The following is a 21,929-nucleotide window of genomic DNA, read 5'->3' on the forward strand; positions in this document are numbered from 1 at the left end:
GTTAGCACTCTTTGAGTACGATGAATTGCCATTAGCTGGCTACAGGAACGGTATCCATACCGCTGCTGCAACCAAAAACTCTGACAACTCAAAGAAACTCAAACTGCGCGTCTAACCTGCTCATCCAGCAGTTGTGAAGTAATATCGGCAGATGGCGGAGAAAGTTTACGTTTTTTTACTGCGCGGGAAGGTGGCTGGCAGAGACTGCAAACAAAGCTGTTTCGTGGTTGATGCGCATGGGTGATAAAAGTCCCACCACAGCAATTGCAACCAGAGAGTTGCAACATACCACTGTCAACGAATCGGACCAGAGTCCAGGCGCGAGTTAACGCCAGTAATGGCGGCACTCCAGACTGGTCAGGACACTGTTCCAGATAAAGACGATAGGCCTTAATAACGGCCTCGACACCGGTGCATTGCCCGCTTTTCAGCAAGAAGCTGTAAGCGTTATAAAACATCGATGAATGAATATTCTGTTCCCAGGTCATAAACCAATCAGTCGAAAATGGCAACATTCCTTTAGGCGGCGGACTGCCTCTTAGCTCCTTGTAGAGCTTAATTAAACGCCCTCGGCTAAGTTGCGTTTCGCTTTCAAGCATCTGCAAACGCGCACCTAAAGTGATTAACTCCATTGCCAAATGAATATCTTTGGCTTCCTGGACAATACTTTTCTCAACCATCAGTCATGCTCTTTTTTTAGGCGCACTACCGTTTTGTAACGATAGCTCGTGGAGTAAATGACTCGACAAAAGGATCCCTGTATGGATTTGCTGCAAGTCATCTACACGAGACTCTTTCGTCAGATGATGAATAGTGTTGTGATCACTAAAACGGAAATGGCAGACTAACTGGTTAGTCTCAGCTAATTTAACCATTTGTGGCAAAGTTAACTGCGCTAATGCGTCGGCCATAGTATCTGTAATACCCAGACGAAACATCGCTGAAGCTTTCTCATCATTAATTAGCCGTTGAGCTAAAAGCAAGTAAGACAAATTAATATCATAAATATGTTTGAGTAATTCAGACGTACTCATTTTATACATCCCGACTGATTATGTTTTAAAACATAAGTTGGATGATAGTATTTTTCACCCAAGACCTGGGATCCTTCCCGATAGACAGTTAATTAAGCCCTTTAGAACTAAAAGTAATTAAAACCTACTGGTGTTACATTACAAAAATACCATTTTGGTATGAAATAACATGTCGTAAACTTGGCAGCTTTATTGAACGCTGCTCTGATAGTGCATCTTGCTGTGAAACTTTTCTTACAAAATATTAGGATTATTCCTAAAGAGGCCCAACTCTACTCCCGAATCGTTAGCACATACAACGTGACTGGTGATTCATTTTAAATGTAATGTGATATGCATCACAAAAATAAAATATAAAGTCATTTTTTACCCCCAAAATCGTTCATTTTTCACCCACCACACTGGTTAAAAAACACTCACAAGTCAGAAAAGAGCTAAAAAACTAGATATATAGGCCAAATTCTTAGCGTTTTTAGATCATTTCGAACAAAAGTATTCCCAAAGCAAAATAGCAGCACATAAATCTGTCATAACCCGAAATTTGTAGTGGTAAGATCTAATTGAGCCCGTTATAGCTCGGTTATCCTGTCAGTAACAATCCGAAACTATTTTGCTTTAACGAATATTTATGCGATTTCAAAAAAAACGTTTATCGCTTATTTATTAACCCACTCAACTTTTAACGTTAATAAACCTGACAACACGTATTAAAAAAGGCAACAGAAGTAACTGCATGTTTCAGACCAACGCTAGCGTATACATTTCATTTAGGCACATTTTAAATTTTGGTCCATAGATGCATCTTTGATAATTAATTGTAAATAAATTGTTATAGTGCTTAATTAATAATGTTTGAAGCATAAGTTACAAAATGCGTTAAATTGCCATTATTTTAATTAAGTTCCTATCACAATTCATATTATTGCTACCTCGTAACCAAATGTGACTGACATCTCATTTATCAAATGTGTATTCCCCTAACCTTTAATCTGTAGCCGTGCTTATGGGAGCTTAATGATGGGATACAGGAATGTACTGGTCGCAGTTGCTCTTTCACCCGATAGTCAGCAGTTGGTTAATAAAGCCGTTTCTATCGTACGGCCCTATAATGGGAAGGTTTCGTTAATTACCCTGACTACCGAACCGGAAATGTACAGCAGTTACGCCGCTCCCATGTTGGGTGATTTGCGATCTGTGTTACAAGAAGAAGCGCAGCTATTTATGGAAGAATTGGCGATTAATGCTGATTATCCCATAACGGATAGATCCATTGTGCATGGTGAGTTCGCTGGTAGCATGGCGTATGTTTGCCAGCAACAGCACATTGATTTGGTTATCTGCGGTAATCACAGTACCCGGCTGATGAATAAATTCTCCTGCTCTGCTGCCAAGCTGATTAATACCAGTACTGTTGATGTGTTGATTGTCCCACTTTGATTGACCCATAGTTGCACATGCGATAACCATGCGATTAACACAGCGATACCTTTCGCTGTCTTGTCGCACTATTAGCTGAAACCATCCCGCCAAGTTCTACTATTATTTTCAACACACGTTATTTTCAACATTCGCTATGTTCACTATTTGCTATGTTCACTACCTACCTTTTTACTACGTCCAAGTAAGGGAATCTGATGCCTCAAGATAAAATCAATAACCGCCGTATTCTGCTGGCTTCTCGACCGCATGGTACGCCTAGCAGTGAAAATTTCGCATTAGATATTCAACCTATTGCGCAACCCGCAGCAGGTCAGGTGCTGTTTCGCACTCGCTATTTGTCTCTTGACCCTTATATGCGTGGCCGCATGAGCGATGCCCCCTCTTATGCTGCGCCGGTGGAAATTGGCGATGTCATGGTAGGTGGGGCCGTTTCACGCGTTGAAGCCTCTAATCACCCAGAGTTTCAAGTGGGGGATTGGGTTTTGGCCAACAGTGGCTGGCAAGACTACACGCTATCGGATGGTTCTGGTGTCCGCAACTTGGGGCCACAGCTCTCCCATCCTTCACGCGCTCTGGGCGTTTTGGGCATGCCTGGTTTCACCGCTTACATGGGGCTATTAGATATTGGTCAGCCCAAAGCAGGCGAAACTCTGGTCGTTGCCGCAGCCAGCGGTGCGGTTGGCTCCGTTGTCGGACAAATTGGTAAACTAAAAGGATGCAAAGTTATCGGCATAGCCGGAGGGTTGGAGAAATGCCGCTATGTGGTGGAAGAACTAGGTTTCGACGCATGTATTGACCACAAGGCAACCGACTTTGCGCAACAATTGGAGAAGGTATGTGTTGAAGGTATTGATATTTATTATGAAAATGTAGGTGGCGCAGTATTTGACGCTGTATTGCCATTGTTGAACCCACGCGCCCGTATCCCGGTATGTGGATTGATAGCACGCTATAATGACACGGAATTACCGGATGGCCCGGATCGTTTGCCGCTGTTGCAAAGTATCATTTTGCGCAAGCGGATTAGAATGCAAGGGTTCATCATCTTTGATGACTACGGCCATCTTTTTGGTGATTTTTTACAGCAAATGACGCAATGGGTTGATCAAGGCAAAATCAAGTTCCGTGAAGACCTGGTCGATGGACTAGAAAATGCGCCACAAGCCTTTATCGGCCTACTGGAAGGCAAGAACTTTGGCAAGCTGGTGATTCGCGTCAGTAACGAATAGTCGAAATAATTCCGGGGCCAACTCGCCCCGGAAACTGTTATATCAATACCCTAATAGCAACAAATAGCCTTGCCGGATATAAAACCTAAACATTAATCGAAGCAATTACAGCCACTCGCCGAACCGGCGGATATAGAACTGCTTCATCATTTGCGCAACAACGCAGTAGCTTATCAATGTACCCGCTAACCATGGGAAATATTGCCACGGCAATGGTTGTAATCCGACTAATGCTCCTAATGGTGAGAACGGAATATAGATACCAATAGCCATGACCAATCCGGTCGTCAAGAGCACCGGCAAGGCGGCTGTACTTTGGATAAACGGTATTTTTTGCGTGCGCAACATATGGACAACCAACGTCTGCGATAACAGACCTTCAATAAACCAACCTGATTGGAATAAAGCCTGATGCTCAACGCTGTTCGCAGCAAAAACAAACCACATCAGTGCATAAGTTGTAATATCAAAAATTGAGGAGGTCGGCCCAATCCATAGCATAAAGCGGCCAATATTCTTAGCATCCCACTTACGTGGTTTACGTAAAAATTCTTTGTCCATTTTATCCCACGGTAAAGAGAGCTGGGAGATGTCATACATCAGGTTTTGTAACAGCAGGTGGATAGCTAACATCGGTAAAAAAGGAATAAAGGCACTGGCAACCAATACTGAGAACACATTGCCGAAATTCGAGCTGGCCGTCATATTCAGGTATTTGATAATATTGCCGAAGGTCTCACGCCCTATAATAACCCCCTCTTCCAGCACCATCAGATTCTTTTCTAACAGAATAATATCAGCCGACTCTTTAGCGATATCGGTGCCGGTATCAACCGATATCCCCACATCAGCATCGCGTAATGCCGGTGCATCATTAATGCCATCGCCAAGAAAACCAACGGTATGCCCATTGCTTTGCAGCATTTTTAGCACCCGTGATTTTTGCAAAGGGGTGAGCTTGGTAAACACCGTGCGCAACTCCACTTCACGCGCGAGTGTTTCATCATCCATACCTTCAATGTCACGACCACTCAGCGGCTCCCCCGGTTCCAAACCAACATCGCGGCAAATTTTTGCCGTAATAATCGGGTTATCGCCAGTTAAGACTTTAACTGCAACACCATTTTCACGTAGTGCGGTAATAGCAGCCTCGGCGCTCTCTTTTGGCGGATCGAGGAAAGTCAGTAGCCCTTGAACAACCAAATCACATTCATCAGCAATATTTAACGGTAATTCGCTAATCTGAGTCCCTAACTCACGGGTTGCCAGTAACAAAACACGAAAACCGTCTTCATTATATTGTGTAGCTAACGCCAGTAATTTGGCTCTGCGGGCGTCATCCAGTGGGTATATCTTATCCCCCTCGCGAACTTGGGTGCAGATACTCAGCATCTCTTCCACCGCGCCTTTGCAGATTAAACGCTGATGCTGTTGCTCATCTTTTACCACAATTGACAAACGGCGACGGATAAAATCAAACGGTAACTCATCCACTTTGTTAAAGCTGCGCAAAGCATCGATTTCTGGTTTACCACGGCTAAATTTCATCACCGCCTGATCCATCAGATTTCGCATACCACTTTGATGGAAACTGTTAAGCCATGCCAATTGCAGTACTTTACTGTCATTGCTGCCACTGGCATCCAGATGGTGTTCAAGAATGATGCGGTCTTGGGTTAATGTGCCGGTTTTATCCGTGCACAATACATCCATAGCACCAAAGTTCTGTATTGCATTCAATCGCTTAACCACAACTTTACGCCGCGACATAGCAATGGCGCCTTTTGCCAGGTTAGAACTGACAATCATCGGCAACATTTCAGGGGTTAACCCAACCGCCACTGCCAGTGCAAATAGTGCCGCTTCAGTCCAATCACCTTTTGTAAAACCATTAATCAGCAATACTATTGGTACCATTACCAGCATAAAGCGGATCAATAACCAACTGACACTGTTGACGCCACGATCAAATGCCGTCTGCGCACGCGTACCAACAATCGACTTAGCAAGCGAGCCGAAATAAGTATGCCCGCCAGTAGCCACAACCACGGCCATTGCCGTTCCACTGGCAACATTCGTTCCCATCAGACAGATATTGGATAGCTCAAGTAACTCACTCTCACTATTGACCTCCGCATCGACTGACTTCGAACTGATGGTCCCCATTGCGTCATACTTTTCAATAGGGATAGCCTCTCCAGTTAGAATCGCTTGGCTGATAAACAAATCTTTGGATTTAATCAGCCGTAAATCCGCTGGAATCATATCTCCGGCTGATAATAGAATAATATCGCCGGGCACTAACTGCTTAATCGCAATTTCTTGCTTTGCCGGTTGGGCGCTATGGCTACTACGACGTAATACTGTGGCGGTGGTTCGCACCATCGATTTCAGAGCTTCAGCCGCTTTATTGGTCCGGTACTCCTGCCAAAAACGCAGTAACCCACTGATCAATACCATTGTCACAATAATACTGGCACCAACCAGATCAGTTTCCTCTCCGTGTTGTAATGGCAGCCAATAATCAGTAAAGAAACTGATTGCCGCCAATATCATCAAAACAAAAATAAAGGGGTTATTAAATGCCGCCAGTAACTGAACCAATGCTGGGGGCGCTTTCTCATGCGCAACCTGATTAATACCGTATAATTCCAGCCGCTCCCTGGCATCCTCTTCTGTCAGACCATTTAAATTAGCATTCAACTTGGATAATGTTTGATCCAGACTGTTTTTGGCTTCCTGCGCAATAGCAAAAGGTTTTCTATTATTGCTACGGCCAGTGGCTGTTTTTTTGAATTGGGTCATAACGCTTCTCTTTTAATTCTAAACGCACAGGGCTTATCCGCTCAATTGCCGAGAGATAAATGTGCTGAACTATTATTGCGCTGCCAATTTTATATTTAATTAGCAGCAGCTAATTTGGTTAACTCCGGGGTGATCGTCCATAACAACTCCTTACTACCACATGGGTCAGCATTTAATTATTTACTGCGAATTTAAGTCACTTATTAGTGAGTAAACTACTTTACAATTAAACCGGTAATTCAGATGCAATGCGCCAATGAACTGCACTGACGCTCCGCTCCAGACTGACACGGCAAACAATACCTTCAATTTCTTTTTGCGCTGCGGGTGTCGCCATTATTTCTGCGCACACTTCCAATTGGCCGGGTTTAGCAATATCTGCACTACAAAGCGACTGTAACCGTAATGCGACGCCATTTAACGCCTGCAAAATAAGGGTGCGAACCAATATCTCATCTTCCGCACCACAAGTGACCTGAATCCGGTAACGAACCTCTAAATCTATAGCTTGTTGCTGAGGCTGCATATTAATCCGTTGCGCCGCCTCACGTAATAATATATTGGCACACAGAATAACCGCAGTGGCAGCTACCGCATTCCAATATAATCCCAGGCCACAAAGCACACCGATCCCCGCCGAGCACCAGAGCGTTGCGGCGGTATTCAAGCCACGAATATTCATGCCTTCACGCATAATGACACCCGCGCCCAGAAAACCAATTCCAGAGACAACTTGAGCGGCAATACGGCCAGGACTATCAGGGGATGTAGCATAAGAGCTGAGAATAAATACTGCGGCACCGGTCGCAACCAATGCATTAGTACGTAAACCCGCCATACGCTGACGCCATTGTCTTTCTGCGCCAATTAATGCGCCCAAGCACATCGCCAGTAATAAATTTACGACAAAAGGAGTTAATGCCATGATTCTCTCCATGAATTAATCATTGGTAGAATAATCATGTGCTAGTTAGCACACAGGTAATTGTGCTGAAACATATAACCTAAAGTTATGAATCAGCAATAGCCTGTATTTATGCCCGGAGGGAATAGTGCGTGGTTGTTAAATACCATAATAGAAACCCGAAACAATACCCTCGATGATTAAACATCGAGTTATATATCAAACCCACAGTAATTGAAGTTATAACCAGACCACAAACGAATAAATCTCGACGGCTGGCTCAAGTTTGTGTTTTAAGTGAATAAACACCATCAACACCACTATAACTTCAACTAATTAGGATCTACTTGGGTATGCACAACTCAGGATATAAGAGAGGGTGCTGCCCGCCATTTTCGGCAAGCAACAAATCAGTAGAGAGATAGGTTAGCTTGCCTTGCTTATTTGACTACTACTTTGCGTATCCATTAATTTCTCCACCTAAATTTTCCAAGAGTATAGTTGCGTGTGATAATTATGTAAAGCCTATATTTCTAAACAAAACCTAAACCAGCTCCAGTGAATTAAATAATAAACTTAATATTTATAATATATCGATTATTTGTGTCGCACCATCATCAAGCCGTTGAGCCTATATTAAGTATGCATAAGAATGAAAGCAGGGATGCGAGAATCAATTTGAGCACTCTCACCCGCCGTTACTCACGCCGATATCCTTCTCGCCTCGCTCAATGACCTTAACGTAAAGGTCGCTGAGGCATAACGTCTATAGCCCCTCATCCAGCCAGCACCGCCTATTCCGGTGATCTCCCCATCAAGTCATTGACGCAATTACAAAAATATAATGAGTCTTTAATCCAAATTGCGATCGTGATCTCATTTATAACCCTAACTATTTTAGGACCGTTGCCGATAGGTTCTTAAAGGACTGTTGAGATTTTTTTTACATATAGGGGTGGATTAACTTTAAGTAGCGATGCCTATACCCGCAGTAATCGGTGTTACAGCGCACAAGGCTATAGCATCAGATATACCGGGTACATCAGGCCAGGACCTTTCCTCGAGCGACTATAGAAACGGAACTAACAATGAAACGTGGAAGTACGCATCAGCCATTGGATATAAAAATAGCGCCAGAACAGAATAAAGATACGAAAGTATTATTTATCAATAACATGCGTCTGGTTACTTTGTTTATCGCCATCTTGGCAGGAATACTGCTTTTATTTGCAGCCGCAATTGGGACGTCTGGCTATTTCTTAAAACAGAGTAACCAATCACTGGAAGAGGCGACACAAGAGCTGGATATCCGCCTTGGCCTGTCCAACAGCTCGAACCACCTGCGCACTGCACGCCTTATTCTGATTCAAGCAGCATCAGCGGCACGCATCGGTGATACCGAGGGTTATCAACAAGGGCTAAAAAACGCTGAGAGTCGTATTACTCAATCGCAGCAAATGTTTGATCTCTACTATAACCGTCCGGTTAAATCCCAAACGGATACCGCATTAGATGTACCATTGAAAAAAGCCTACGAACAGTATCGCGACGAGGGGATGAAAATCATGCTCGACGCGACGAAAGAAGGACATTTTGAAGAAGTTATCTCCCTTGAGACTGAAAAACTTAATCAGTTAGATGATGCTTATAATGAGCCACTGCTGAAAGCCCTTAAATACCGTACCGAACAGGCTAATCAAATTAATCAAGCAGCCCAACAAGAAGCACGGCTTGGTTACATGCTGATGGGTGGTGCTTTTATTCTTGCTATCTTGCTGACAATCGTGGCTTTTTTAGTGATCAGCAAAGTCATCATCAAGCCAATTAATTGGCTGGTAGAACGTATCCAGCGTATTGCTCAGGGGGATTTGACACAAACGTCGGTCTCATTTGGTCGTAACGAAATTGGTGTGCTGGGTAACAATATTCAGCAAATGCAGGATTCGTTATCCATCACTGTTGGAGCCGTGCGCAGCAGTGCTGAATCTATTTACCAAGGCTCTAGTGAAATTGCTCTGGGTAATACCGACCTTTCGGCCCGTACCGAGCAACAAGCCGCATCACTTGAACAGACAGCCGCCAGTATGGAGCAACTGACCGCAACTGTGAAACAAAATGCGGAGAATGCTCATCATGCAAGCCAGTTGGCTGCTGATGCCTCAGGCAAAGCTGCTCAGGGTGGCGATATTGTTAATGATGTTGTTAGTACTATGGATAAAATATCCCTCAGTTCCATGAAAATTGCTGAAATCACCAATGTAATTAACAGCATTGCTTTCCAGACCAACATTCTGGCACTGAATGCGGCGGTTGAAGCTGCCCGTGCGGGTGAACAAGGCCGTGGTTTTGCCGTGGTGGCCAGTGAGGTCCGTAATCTGGCACAACGCAGTGCCGATGCTGCCAAAGAGATAGAATCGTTGATTGAGGCCTCAGTTGATCTGATTGGTGATGGATCAATTCTGGTATCGGATGCCGGTAAAGCGATGAACCAGATTGTAACGGCCGTTACTCATGTAACTGATATTATGGGTGAAATTGCATCCGCTTCTGATGAGCAGAGCCGTGGTATTAGCCAGGTTGCCCAAGCAGTTTCAGAAATGGACAATGTTACGCAACAGAACGCCTCTTTAGTTCAGGAAGCATCAGCGGCGGCAGCCTCTCTTGAACAACAAGCTGAAATATTGACTCAAGCTGTTGCAGTATTCCATTTAAAGGGTCACAACCCTGCCCCGTCACTTAAAACACCTGCACCGATGTCTGCCATGCAAAACAACGCGGCCAAGAATAAGAAGTCCGGTGACGACGCACTAAACTGGGAAACATTCTGAGTTAGCGCTAGAAAATCGTTCAATCAAGCTATGATTTAGATAGTTAGATAGTTAGATAGCAAAACCGGAGGCAAGGCGCACTCACCTTCCTCCGGTTTTTTGCATTACTCACAGCACAACAGGCTGAGTGCAAATGTTACTGGTGTAGCGGCTCGACAAAGGTACCATCATGGCTATCAATCTCGTTAAAGAACCAGACACCTGCCGGGTAATCTTCCAACGAAACCAAATACATGATGCCCTCACTAAACTGCTCGACCTCTAACACAACCCCCTCGCGTCGTGGGCCACCATCGGTTTTTACTGTCACCCGATCATTCACTTTCATGATATTACCTTCAATTAAATCAATGCTGCTAGTGTAGTACAGAATCAGGTGAGAATGATAAGGTTTACGTATAAACAACGGTATGCTTTCGCTAAATATAATTGCGGATAATAGCCGTGCCGGTTTACTTAATAAGGGAACTTGAGTGAATCAGAATAGAGGAAGATGAAGCAGAGGGTCTTACCGGATAGCAGAAAGTAAAAAACCCGCCTTAGCGGGTTTTTTTATAATCAGCCAAAGGCCAATTAGATTGCAGTTACGTTTGCTGCAGACGGACCTTTAGCACCGTTCTCGATAGAGAACTGTACATTCTGGCCTTCAGCCAGGGTCTTGAAGCCTTGATCTTGGATTGCAGAGAAGTGAACGAACACGTCTTTGCTGCCATCAGCTGGAGTGATGAAACCGAAGCCTTTAGACTCGTTGAACCACTTTACTTGACCTTTCATCATGTTAGACATGTGTATTTCCTTTATTAAAAAAATTTGCCACCATGGGCGTGTTATAGCCGGTTATCAGTCGTTACTTATGGAGGCACTATGAAGGAAATTCGTCAGTGAAGAGCTATCAACGATAACGCTTTAAATATGAACCACTTTACTCAAGATGTCGTGCATAAATAGGTCTGTACCACAGGCCGAGACGCATTAACTCATGACCGGCTTTTAATAGCAACTGTTTTTAGCTGGCAAACTGTAGATTCTTGTTTACATGGCTAAAATAAAACCAAAAAAGCTATTAATTATACTCTTGCAGCCCGTTTTTACGCAGAATAATCATAATTTTTATTGTTACTAAACTACTGCTGACCAAACGCGTATGGTAATGAAAAGGACAAAATGCGTTAAATGGGCAGTTTTACGCCATGTTTGCCAGCGGGTACTGAAAGTTTATCTCATGAATTTGCTATGATATGCGCCCACCTACCCCTGAGAGGAACACATGAGGCCTAAGTCTGTCACTTTAGATGATGTCGCACGCCAGGCGGGAGTGTCATATCAAACCGTATCACGTGTTTTAAACCAAGCACCTCATGTCTCACCAAAAACCCGCAGCAAGGTCGAACAGGCCATGGCTGACTTAAACTATGTCCCTAACCGTGTAGCACAGCAATTGGCAGGGAAACATAGCCTTACGCTTGGGCTGGCAACCACAGACCTCGCGTTACATGCCCCCTCTCAAATAGCCGCAGCAATAAAAAGTAAAGCGCGTGAGCTAGGATACGCAGTAGTGATTGCCATGGTCGATGATCAAACTGCCCCTGCTTGCCAGCAAGCGATAAATGAACTGCTAGCCCAACGGGTTGATGGCATCTTAGTGAATATTCCTCTGAAACCTAAAGCCAGTGCGATAATTGCCCAGCAATGTGCGGATACTCCGGTATTGTTTCTGGATGTGGATCCACAATCCACCGCTTTCAGTGTGTTGTTTGACGCCAAGGTTGGAGCCATTCAGGGAGCTGAGCACCTCATTACCTTAGGCCACCAGCAGATTGCCTTTATCTGTGGGCCGAAAAGCGCGATTTCAGCCCAGTTACGTTATCAGGGCTGGCTACAGGCACTCAATGACGCCTCGTTAACCCCTCAGGCGGTCTACTACGGCGAATGGAACGCCCGAAGCGGCTATCAGGCCACACAGAGGCTCATTGCCAGCAATATTCCTTTTAGCGCTATATTGGTCGCTAACGATCAAATGGCTCTTGGTGTATTACGCGCGCTGCATGAGCACAATATCAACGTGCCAGCGCAAGTCTCGGTCATTGGTTACGATGACACCGCAGACAGCGCCTATTTCCAACCGCCACTGACAACGATTAGGCAGGACTTCAAGCAATTAGGGGAAGAGAGCGTTTCCCGCCTGATTGTCAGGCTGCACCACACCATTGAGCCACCGTCTGGGTCTCTCTTGTTAGCCACTGAACTGACAATACGCCAAACAACAGCACGCTTTAAGCGCTCTATCCTTAAAAACAAATAAATGCGATCGCTCTCGACTATTTATCCAACCGCTATTTACTTTACCTGCCGCTGAATTCATCTTTACCGCATTAGAATTGTGAGCGCATAACATTTTTCCTATTTGATCACTTGCCAGCGCTAAAAAGTATCCACGCACATCGCAGAAATGAGGCTGATATCATGACGTCACAGCAAAAGGTTCAACAGCAGGTTCAAACCCCCTTGGCACAGATTTTGTCGCGTAGAGATTGGGAAAACCCGCAGGTGACGCAATATCACCGCCTTGAGGCACATCCTCCCTTTTACAGTTGGCGTGATAGCGATAGCGCAAAAAATGATATCCCTTCGCCACAACGGTGTTTACTCAACGGACAATGGTCATTCAGCTATTTCGACCAGCCAGAAAGGGTACCAGATGAGTGGGTTGAGCACGATTTACCCGGTGCGACACTGCTGCCCGTCCCTGCCAACTGGCAACGCCATGGTTACGACACCCCTATTTACACCAATGTCCAATACCCTATTCCGGTCGATCCGCCGCGAGTACCGCAAGAGAACCCTACCGGTTGTTATTCACGTAATTTCACTTTAGAGCCAAATTGGCTGTCATCTGGCCAAACACGCATTATTTTCGATGGTGTCAGTTCCGCATTTTATCTTTGGTGTAATGGGAAATGGGTGGGGTATTCCCAAGACAGCCGCCTGCCCGCAGAGTTTGATCTCACACCTTACTTACAGGACGGTAATAACCGCATCGCCGTTCTGGTTCTGCGCTGGAGTGACGGTAGTTATCTGGAAGATCAGGATATGTGGCGCATGAGCGGCATTTTCCGTGATGTCAGCTTGCTTCACAAACCAGAGATTCATTTGCGGGATATTCATATCACCACTCATTTATCTCCAGAATTCAGCTCTGCTAATTTAGAAGTAATGGCAGCAATAAATATCCCCGCCCTCAGCATCAACGACCCACACATTACCGGGGCTTACCAAGTTCGCGTACAATTGTGGCTGGCAGATAAGTTAATTAGCAGTTTGCTGCAACCGCTAGGTACCCAAGCTATTGATGAGCGAGGGCAATACACTGATCGTACCCATCTTAAGCTGCGGGTGGAATCCCCCTTTTTATGGAGTGCAGAACAGCCCACGCTGTATCGCGCTGTGATTTCACTGCTCACGCAGCAACAAGAATTGATTGAGTCAGAAGCCTATGATGTCGGCTTTCGACAGGTTGCCATCCATCAGGGTTTGCTTAAGGTTAATGGTAAAGCGGTATTAATTCGGGGGGTGAATCGTCATGAACATCATCCGCAAACCGGTCAGACCATAGATGAAGAGAGCATGCGACAAGACATCATTCTGATGAAACAGCATAACTTTAATGCCGTGCGCTGCTCACACTATCCAAACCATCCATTGTGGTACCGCCTGTGTGATCACTATGGCCTGTATGTTGTGGACGAAGCCAATATTGAAACACACGGTATGCAACCTATGGGGCGGTTAGCGAACGATCCTCAGTGGTTCTCTGCTTTCAGCGAACGAGTCACACGCATGGTTCAGCGTGACCGTAATCACCCTTGTATCATTATTTGGTCTTTGGGCAACGAATCTGGTCATGGCGCAACCCATGATGCCCTCTATCGCTGGATTAAAACCAATGACCCAACACGTCTGGTGCAATACGAAGGCGGCGGAGCAAACACGCCCGCGACCGATATTGTATGCCCAATGTATGCTCGCGTTGATGAGGACCAACCTTTCCCAGCGGTGCCCAAATGGGCAATCAAGAAATGGATTGGTTTGCCTGATGAATCTCGCCCATTGATACTGTGTGAATACGCTCATGCAATGGGGAATAGTTTTGGTGGATTTGCCCGTTACTGGCAGGCATTCCGCCAATATCCCCGGTTGCAAGGGGGGTTTATTTGGGATTGGGTAGACCAAAGCCTTGTCCGCGATGATGAGAATGGCGAACCTTATTGGGCTTATGGTGGTGATTTTGGTGATAGCCCCAATGACCGTCAATTTTGTATGAACGGGTTAGTTTTCCCTGACCGCAGCCCTCATCCCAGCTTGTATGAAGCACAATGCGCGCAGCAGTTTTTCCAATTTTCATTACTGAGCACCACGCCACTGGTGATAAGTGTTACCAGTGAATATCTGTTCAGGCACAGTGATAATGAACAGCTCTATTGGCGAATTGAATTAGACGGCGAATCGATACTGGAGGGTGATTTTTCTCTTGATTTATCTCCTGAGGCTACGCAGCACTATAGGCTGGCAGAGCAATTACCTCTTACAACTAAACCCGGTGATTTATGGTTAAACGTCGACGTCAGGCTGAGAACAAAAACATCTTGGTCAGCCAGTAACCATCGCAGCGCCTGGCAGCAATGGCGTTTACCTCAAGCGTTATCTATACCCTGCCGCTCTGTGCCAAATAGCACTGAGCTAAACAGTACCGAGCCAAGCGAGCTTCAGCTCATCCAAGATGCACACGCTATTATGGTGACTCACCAGCGGCAGCGTTGGCAGTTCAATCGCCAAACTGGCTTGTTGGAACAATGGTGGGTGGGTGAATTACCGATGTTACTTAGCCCGCTGTGCGATCAATTTGTTCGTGCGCCACTGGATAACGACATCGGTATTAGCGAAGCAACCCGTATCGACCCCAATGCCTGGGTGGAGCGTTGGAAAAAAGCAGGGATGTATCAATTGGAACAACGATGTCTATCGTTGCACGCTGATAGCCTCTCCCATTCAATACAAATCTGTGCCGACTACAGCTATGAGTTTGCCAATGAATCGCTATTGCATTCACATTGGCTATACCGTTTTGATCAGCAAGGCCGTATGACCATTGATGTTCAGGTTAGAGTGGCAACATCACTTCCCCCTCCGGCCAGAATCGGCATGTGCTGCCAACTATCAGATCTCGCTCCACATGTTGACTGGCTAGGATTAGGGCCACATGAAAACTACCCTGACCGCCAGCTTTCGGCACAATATGGTCAGTGGTCACAGCCGCTTGAGCAGATGCATACCCCCTACATTTTCCCAAGTGAAAATGGTTTACGCTGTAATACCCACACCCTGCATTACGGCAACTGGCAATTAACCGGTCGCTTCCATTTTGGTATCAGCCGTTACAGCACGCAGCAACTGATGACAACCAGCCACCAGCACTTACTAAAACCAGATCAAGGTACTTGGTTGAATATCGATGGGTTCCATATGGGGGTCGGTGGTGACGATTCATGGAGTCCAAGTGTTCACGCTGATCACTTGCTAACAGGTGAAAGCTATCACTATCAGGTCTGCTGGCACTATAAGGGCTAGGTTTAGCTGACAATACGGCTGCTATCTCGTAGCCGTACTTTGGGATGGTTTTTGGCCAAAATTTCAGATTTATACCTATAGCGTAAGAAAAGTAATGTTCATACAATCAAAGCGTTCCAAACATCTCTTAGTCTTGATTGTAGCCCTGCAAGTAAGCCATACATGCACGACTCCTTTGCAAATTTGTGCGCCCACACCGTTGGGCGCTTTTTTGTTTTCTACTTCACTGATATTTTCTGACGCTTCCCCCCTGTAATCACTTAAGCACATTCTCGTCATGAATTATTCCCATTACCAGACTAAGATACTCTCGTAATCATCGGCATAGCATCGGAGTTACCACCTTTAGGCGACAAGAGGAATATTATGACATCGTTAACACACCTCCAGGCGAATATGGTCGCGATTGAAATCACTCAGTCTGGTGGGCCAGAAGTCTTAGCCGCCGTACAGCGCCCAACACCTATGCCTGCTGCGGGCGAAATATTGGTTAAAGTTTCAGCCGCAGGTGTTAACCGCCCTGATGTAATGCAACGCCGTGGCCAGTATGCGCCACCGCCAGGAGCCTCAGATATTCCTGGATTGGAAGTTGCCGGCGAAGTAGTCGCCATTGCGGCTGATGTTAGCCGCTTTAAGATAGGAGACCGCGTGTGTGGGTTGATAGCTGGCGGGGGTTATGCTCAGTACTGCGTCATACATGAAACCAATGCCTTACCGATTCCCGCCAACCTGACTGATATCGAAGCTTCGGCGCTGCCAGAAACATTCTTCACCGTATGGACCAACCTATTCCAACGAGGCCATTTTAGCGCTGGTGAAACAGTCTTAATTCATGGTGGATCTTCGGGTATTGGGACGACTGCAATATTACTGAGTAAAGCATTTGGCGCACAGACAGTGATTGTCACTGTGGGTTCAGAGGAAAAACGCCAAGCGTGCCTGAAATTAGGGGCAGATGTCGCTATTAACTACCACACTCAGGACTTTGTCGCTGAAACTAAACGTGTGACTGTAGGTAAAGGCGCTGATGTCATTGTTGATTTAATTGCTGGAGATTATGTCGAGCGTAATTATGAAGCGGCAGCCATGAATGGACGTATTGTTCAAATTGGTACACAAAATGGTAACGCTAAAGATCTTAACCTAATGTTAATGTTGCTAAAACGCCTGACACACACCGGTTCCACTTTACGCTCGCGCAGCGTTGCAGAAAAAGCACTGATTGCTCAAGAACTGGAACAACAGGTCTGGCCTATGCTGGGTAAGGGCAACATGAAACCGCAAATCTGCCAAACATTCCCACTGGCAGAAGCGTCAAAAGCACATGAGCTAATGGAAAGTAGCACACATATCGGGAAAATTGTTTTGACCGTTTAACACGGCACAGAACTGTAAATACCGCTATTATTAACATTCATTCGCTGTTAGCCCTTATCGACCTATAACAGTTTAACCAAGTAATTTATTCAACTGATATACTTTAGATTTAACCTTCCGTGCTAATCTAGAACGAACCATTATGGTTTAGTTTTTATGAGTTATTAATCACAAGGTCATAATTATGGACATAATTAAAAAAATATTAATTGACGACATCGCAAGAATAAATCAAAAAGAAAAACGAGATGGTCGGTTAAAGTTTAACAGCGATTTTGTCTACAAACATCCCTATCTTTGCCTGGCAATGCTGGTGTCATATTTTTTAGTCTTAGTTTTGATGTACTTAACACCCTATTTTGGCACTGGATATATGATTGCATTTACTGCTTTCTTTGCGCTAATGTCCGCTGTGCTAATGATGGAAATCAAGCCCGTATTTAAGTTTGAAGATATTGGCATCCTTGACTTACGCGTTTGCTACAACGGTGAATGGTTCTTTAGTCGTGCGTTATCGGCACAAGCGATTGATGAAATATTGAATAACAAAAATATCAGTGATGACTTTAAACTTCGCTTTAAACATATTATTAATAATAAAGGCGAAATAGATTTTTATGATGTCTATGATTTGGCCTATTTACAAAAAAAGTCCGCACAATTCAATGAGTCAAACGTCATATCATCGTTAGCCAGTTCGTCAGTTATCGGGCAGTAAACGCCAGTATTTAGAACACTGTTGCCCCGCCAGGGGCTTTCAATCGTAATATCTAATTAGCCTTTTTATCTATCACGTACATTGGTTTTGTTAGGCAGATATAGTTAATATATTAAAATATTGCCTATAATAAGCGTAATATACCTAATAAAAAGAGGCTGATAGACATGGATAAAATTGACGAGCAACTGATAGCTATTTTAGCGGAAAACTCTCGGATATCTCTAAAAGATCTGTCACAACAAGTAAACCTATCGTCTCCAAGTACATCCGAACGTCTGCGGCGTCTTGAAGAGCGCCAGATCATCCGCAGCTACACTCTCGACTTAGACCAGAGAGCTTTCGGCTATAATTTGCAGGCCATTGTTCGTATAAAGCCACAGACGGGAATGTTGCACCGGGTTGCACAGATGATTCAGGAAACACCTGAATGTGTTGAATGTGACAAAATAACCGGCGACGATTGCTTCATTAGCCGTCTATTCATTCAGTCGTTGGAGCAATTAGATACCATCACTGACCGCTGGGCTGAGCACGCCGACATTCATACCTCAATCGTAAAATCATCCCCTGTTATGCGGCGACTACCCCCATTAATGCAACCCTCCCAGGGAGAAAAAATCTAAAATCTGTGCCTCCAGACTCACTTTATTTATAATAAAGAGTTATGCTTTCTACCATTAGATAGATATCAAGAAACGGATAGTTGATGAGCAGTGGAACCCTAAGTCAAGCGTCAGAGTCATTGATTCTAACGCTCCCCAATAGCCATTGGGATCAGTGTGAAACAGAAGGAGCCAGCGCTGTTGAGGCTCTGGAACAAGGTAAAGTGCTATTTTTACCTCATCTGGCTTTTGAACTAAGCGAGCAGGAAAAACAACTGCTGAACCCTGCTTTAGTTGATGTTAAGCGTAAAAATATCAGTTTCAAGCCGCTGGAAGGCACGTTAACCGGAGTCACTGATGAGAGCAAAGTTGCCTTAACCCGTCAGTTACTTGAACGCTACTACCAAAGTTGCCTAAGTTTAGTTACTCAATTACTGCCAGAATATAAATCTGCCCTGCGCAACCCAACTAACAGCTTACGTTTACACCCAGTTACTGCCTGGCGCGATAATACATCGTGGCGTAAAGACGATAGCCGCCTCCATATTGATGCTTTCCCTTCGCGCCCTAATTATGGTGAACGTATCATCCGTATATTCACCAATATCAACCCTCACGGCGAACCTCGGTCATGGCGTGTAGGTGAAGATTTTACCCAACTGGCCAGCCGCTATTTATCACAACTGGGTCGCTATTCGCCTATCAGTAGTTGGCTGCAAAATAAAGTAGGTATCACTAAACGCCGCCGTAGCCATTACGACTATCTGATGCTTCAGCTACACGACAAGATGAAGTCCGATTTGGATTATCAAAAAAATGGCCTGCAACAAGCCATTGACTTCCCATCAGGTAGCAGTTGGATCTGTTTTTCAGATCAAACCCCACACGCCGCAATGGGCGGGCAATATATGTTAGAACAAACGTTCCTGCTACCTGTTACTGGCATGAAATACCCAGAGCAATCCCCGCTAAAAATACTGGAATCATTGATGCACAAGTCGCTAATATAATTCATGTTGCTAACCCGCCAAGATGGCGGGCTATATATTAAATGCCTGCTGACCAAACCTCACTGGTTATATCGCAAGTGAATTAGCAAAAAAATCATTCTGAAGCTTGATCCTCGATAAAAAATAAATATAATCTCCCACGTTATGTAAGCCAACTCCACCATACGTTGACTTGAGGTAAATAAAATCACCTCATCGTACGCAATCGATACAGGGTATATTATTGCTCTGTTTTCGCTAATTATAGGCATATATCTTAGATGTCGGTTTTATTATATAGATTATTACCGCATCCTATAATCATGGAATCTGATCAGATGGCGATTGGAGGTTAATATGGTTAAGGTCTATGATAGAAACAGAAACCAAATCATCCCAGGCAAACGTGTCATGGTCGCACAAACTGGGGAAATTGACGTAGCAAAAGCGATCCATGCCGACGGGCTATCCCCAGTGCAGGCCGAACGGGAAAGAGTGGTTGAATTGCAGCATACAGGTGAGCGTTACGTGCCTTTCGATTTAGTCCGACTAGGCTAATAGTGCTGCGTGTATATAACCAATAGATTTAAACATGCAGTTTGCTTGCCGAGAAATGAGATAATTCTGTATTAGCAGTGGCTACTAATACGCCGGGGAAGCCTATATTAAAACGGTTACCCCGGCCTTACCATCTATATAATTACGGTATTTGATGGCTCGACTATAATAACCATAAAAACCATAAAAACCATAAAAACCATAACAACTGGGAGTGAAATCCTAATTAACACGTATTACGATTAACTCCAGTAATATATCCGGCTGACATTAATCACTGCCAACCGGACAAGCGCTATTTAAATATGGCAAGCAGGTTCAATCGCCTGAGCCACTTTCTTTTGGAAGGTATCAAGCTGACAAAGTTTGTCATCACCACTATTTTCACAACCGTCTATTGCAACAGGGACCCTACCAGCCGGATTGTTTTTCAGGTCTAGTTTCTCAGCATTTCGTAACTGGCCCATTGTTTGATAGAACATTTTCACCGCGATATAACGTTGATGATTATCTGGGTTTTGCCATAGTTCGAAGACCAATCCGCCCCCAGGAGGGGTATTATCGGGCTGCTGTGGTAATTGCCAGTTAGCCCCCAACATTCCAGCAATATTGGCGATGTTTGTATCATGTCCCCCTAGGAACAGAATTTTGGTTTGGGGTGATAATGGCAATGTTTGCCCCTGAGCATCACGCTGAAGGACAAGGGCAGTCTCGATCTGTTGCAGCAACGGTGTGCCCTTATGACGAGCGATATAAGGTGTTTTTGCCATTAAATCAAATTGCGCATTGTGCAACGATAATAACGAGATCCAATTATCTTCTCCCGTTAACCGATGCCAGGCAACATCAGGCATCGCTTGCGAATTTTGTAGCAAAAAGATCTCACCTAAGGTTGATGATAGCGCCAATGGTCCACTGAGCGAAACTTTTGTCCCCGGCTTGTTCACCGTGATCTTATTCGCTACAAAGTTGGCAAAATCACATACTTTTCCTTGCTGTTGCAGTGATTTACAGTAAGGAGATGCCGCAAAATTCAGAATCTCACCCATCTGGGCAAAGGGCTTAGCATAGCGTTTGCTCAGTTCACTTAATGGCGCACCAAGTCGCTCTTCAACAGCCTTATGGGTTTGTGTCGAATCTAACTTACACACCCCCGCGTCGACGGGGTGAAACAGCGGATCCACTTTTTTTAAATCAGCCTGATAATGTACTTTCAGTCCACACCCCGGTGCTATTCCATCAAGGAATGCCTGTCCCGTTAAACGCGTTCGTTGATCAACATCGGCCTGCGCATAAATAACCGCGTCAGTTGGGCACCCTGCTGCGAGTAACCCTTGGCTACGGTAGTAATCACCATAGAATCCGCCCATCAATGTCACTAATTGTGCACCTCGGGGGGTTAAGTATCCTGCGGCGACCGGCCATTGCGGCCACTTGTCAGGGGTAACATCATTCATTAACTGTGTTTGTTTGGTTGGCGAGCGAACACCATGGCGGCTCAAAATAACCACTCGCTCCAATGTATAGCCCGTGGGTTGTATGGCAACCGGCGCGGCACTAATCGCATAACTACTGAGTATCAAGGTCAGTGCGGATAATCGCAGACTATCTACTGTTATTGTCATAATTTTATATCCTTATTAAAACTACGAATATTTTTACCTCAACGAGTATGGTCGACGATCGCTGACCTCACAATGTGTGAAAACAATAAACAATAGGAGTGGTAATTGGTGCTATTGAGCAAAAAAACATGTCAATTGGCGCTAAACTTGATTCGGTTCTCAGTGTTAGAACGGTAATTAGCCGATGATGTC

17 protein-coding genes are annotated in these 21,929 nt (G+C 44.8%); 10 read left to right on the forward strand and 7 right to left on the reverse strand.

The genetic code is table 11. The features are described from left to right. Positions 1-98: 98 nt before the first annotated feature. Positions 99-680, reverse strand: coding sequence for a flagellar transcriptional regulator FlhC (flhC, locus tag EL015_RS12765; RefSeq protein WP_005192497.1), 582 nt, complete (start codon positions 678-680; stop codon positions 99-101). Positions 681-683: 3 nt separating this feature from the next. Continuing rightward, a complete protein-coding gene (gene flhD, locus EL015_RS12770; protein ID WP_032907926.1) occupies positions 684-1,034 on the reverse strand; it encodes a flagellar transcriptional regulator FlhD in 351 nt (116 codons plus the stop codon). 1,017 nt (positions 1,035-2,051) lie between these two features. Between flhD and uspC the strand changes: the two genes are divergently transcribed. Further along, positions 2,052-2,471 (forward strand): universal stress protein UspC, encoded by a 420-nt coding sequence (gene uspC / locus EL015_RS12775; RefSeq protein WP_032907929.1) that lies wholly within the window; start codon positions 2,052-2,054, stop codon positions 2,469-2,471. Positions 2,472-2,668: 197 nt separating this feature from the next. Continuing rightward, positions 2,669-3,703 (forward strand): NADP-dependent oxidoreductase, encoded by a 1,035-nt coding sequence (locus EL015_RS12780; protein WP_005192494.1) that lies wholly within the window; start codon positions 2,669-2,671, stop codon positions 3,701-3,703. Between the two features lie 105 nt (positions 3,704-3,808). Here the strand turns inward: EL015_RS12780 and mgtA are convergent, their stop codons facing one another. Beyond that, positions 3,809-6,508: a magnesium-translocating P-type ATPase gene (mgtA, locus tag EL015_RS12785; RefSeq protein WP_005192493.1), complete on the reverse strand. Its 2,700-nt coding sequence runs from the start codon at positions 6,506-6,508 to the stop codon at positions 3,809-3,811. A 226-nt stretch (positions 6,509-6,734) separates the two neighbouring features. Beyond that, on the reverse strand, positions 6,735-7,433 hold the full coding sequence (locus EL015_RS12790; RefSeq protein ID WP_005192492.1) for an MgtC family protein: 699 nt from the start codon (positions 7,431-7,433) through the stop codon (positions 6,735-6,737). 1,067 nt (positions 7,434-8,500) lie between these two features. Here EL015_RS12790 and EL015_RS12795 point away from each other — a divergent pair. Next, positions 8,501-10,240 carry a methyl-accepting chemotaxis protein gene (locus EL015_RS12795; RefSeq protein WP_005192490.1) on the forward strand — a complete coding sequence of 580 codons (1,740 nt, stop codon included), beginning with the start codon at positions 8,501-8,503 and terminating at the stop codon, positions 10,238-10,240. A 136-nt stretch (positions 10,241-10,376) separates the two neighbouring features. Here the strand turns inward: EL015_RS12795 and dsrB are convergent, their stop codons facing one another. After that, a complete protein-coding gene (gene dsrB / locus EL015_RS12800) occupies positions 10,377-10,568 on the reverse strand; it encodes a protein DsrB (RefSeq protein WP_005192489.1) in 192 nt (63 codons plus the stop codon). A 245-nt stretch (positions 10,569-10,813) separates the two neighbouring features. Beyond that, the gene (cspE, locus tag EL015_RS12805; protein WP_002210893.1) at positions 10,814-11,026 is read right to left on the reverse strand and encodes a transcription antiterminator/RNA stability regulator CspE; all 213 of its coding nucleotides are present in this window, start codon (positions 11,024-11,026) and stop codon (positions 10,814-10,816) included. A gap of 481 nt (positions 11,027-11,507) precedes the next feature. On the opposite strand from cspE, the gene EL015_RS12810 reads away from it, so the two are divergent. The 7 genes from EL015_RS12810 to ydfZ all read left to right on the forward strand — a co-directional run bounded on the left by EL015_RS12810 (position 11,508) and on the right by ydfZ (position 20,112). Then, the gene (locus EL015_RS12810; protein WP_032907924.1) at positions 11,508-12,542 is read left to right on the forward strand and encodes a LacI family DNA-binding transcriptional regulator; all 1,035 of its coding nucleotides are present in this window, start codon (positions 11,508-11,510) and stop codon (positions 12,540-12,542) included. Positions 12,543-12,703: 161 nt separating this feature from the next. Then, positions 12,704-15,865 (forward strand): beta-galactosidase, encoded by a 3,162-nt coding sequence (locus EL015_RS12815; RefSeq protein ID WP_005192487.1) that lies wholly within the window; start codon positions 12,704-12,706, stop codon positions 15,863-15,865. A gap of 366 nt (positions 15,866-16,231) precedes the next feature. Beyond that, complete coding sequence (locus EL015_RS12820; protein ID WP_032907922.1) at positions 16,232-17,242, forward strand: NAD(P)H-quinone oxidoreductase; 1,011 nt, start codon at positions 16,232-16,234, stop codon at positions 17,240-17,242. 184 nt (positions 17,243-17,426) lie between these two features. Then, entirely contained in the window at positions 17,427-17,960 is a 534-nt protein-coding gene (locus tag EL015_RS12825) for a YlaC family protein (protein WP_005192485.1), read from the forward strand. A 167-nt stretch (positions 17,961-18,127) separates the two neighbouring features. Next, positions 18,128-18,586: an Lrp/AsnC family transcriptional regulator gene (locus tag EL015_RS12830; RefSeq protein ID WP_032907921.1), complete on the forward strand. Its 459-nt coding sequence runs from the start codon at positions 18,128-18,130 to the stop codon at positions 18,584-18,586. Between the two features lie 83 nt (positions 18,587-18,669). After that, entirely contained in the window at positions 18,670-19,575 is a 906-nt protein-coding gene (locus EL015_RS12835) for a Kdo hydroxylase KdoO (protein ID WP_005192483.1), read from the forward strand. 336 nt (positions 19,576-19,911) lie between these two features. Next, positions 19,912-20,112, forward strand: a complete 201-nt coding sequence (ydfZ, locus tag EL015_RS12840) for a putative selenium delivery protein YdfZ (protein WP_032907920.1) — start codon at positions 19,912-19,914, stop codon at positions 20,110-20,112. A 299-nt stretch (positions 20,113-20,411) separates the two neighbouring features. On the opposite strand, the gene EL015_RS12845 is transcribed toward ydfZ, so the two are convergent. Then, positions 20,412-21,737 carry an AppA family phytase/histidine-type acid phosphatase gene (locus tag EL015_RS12845; RefSeq protein ID WP_005192481.1) on the reverse strand — a complete coding sequence of 442 codons (1,326 nt, stop codon included), beginning with the start codon at positions 21,735-21,737 and terminating at the stop codon, positions 20,412-20,414. Between the last annotated feature and the right edge of the window lie 192 nt (positions 21,738-21,929).

It is taken from the genome of Yersinia intermedia (genome assembly GCF_900635455.1).
In the GTDB taxonomy this organism is placed as follows: Bacteria; Pseudomonadota; Gammaproteobacteria; order Enterobacterales; family Enterobacteriaceae; genus Yersinia; species Yersinia intermedia.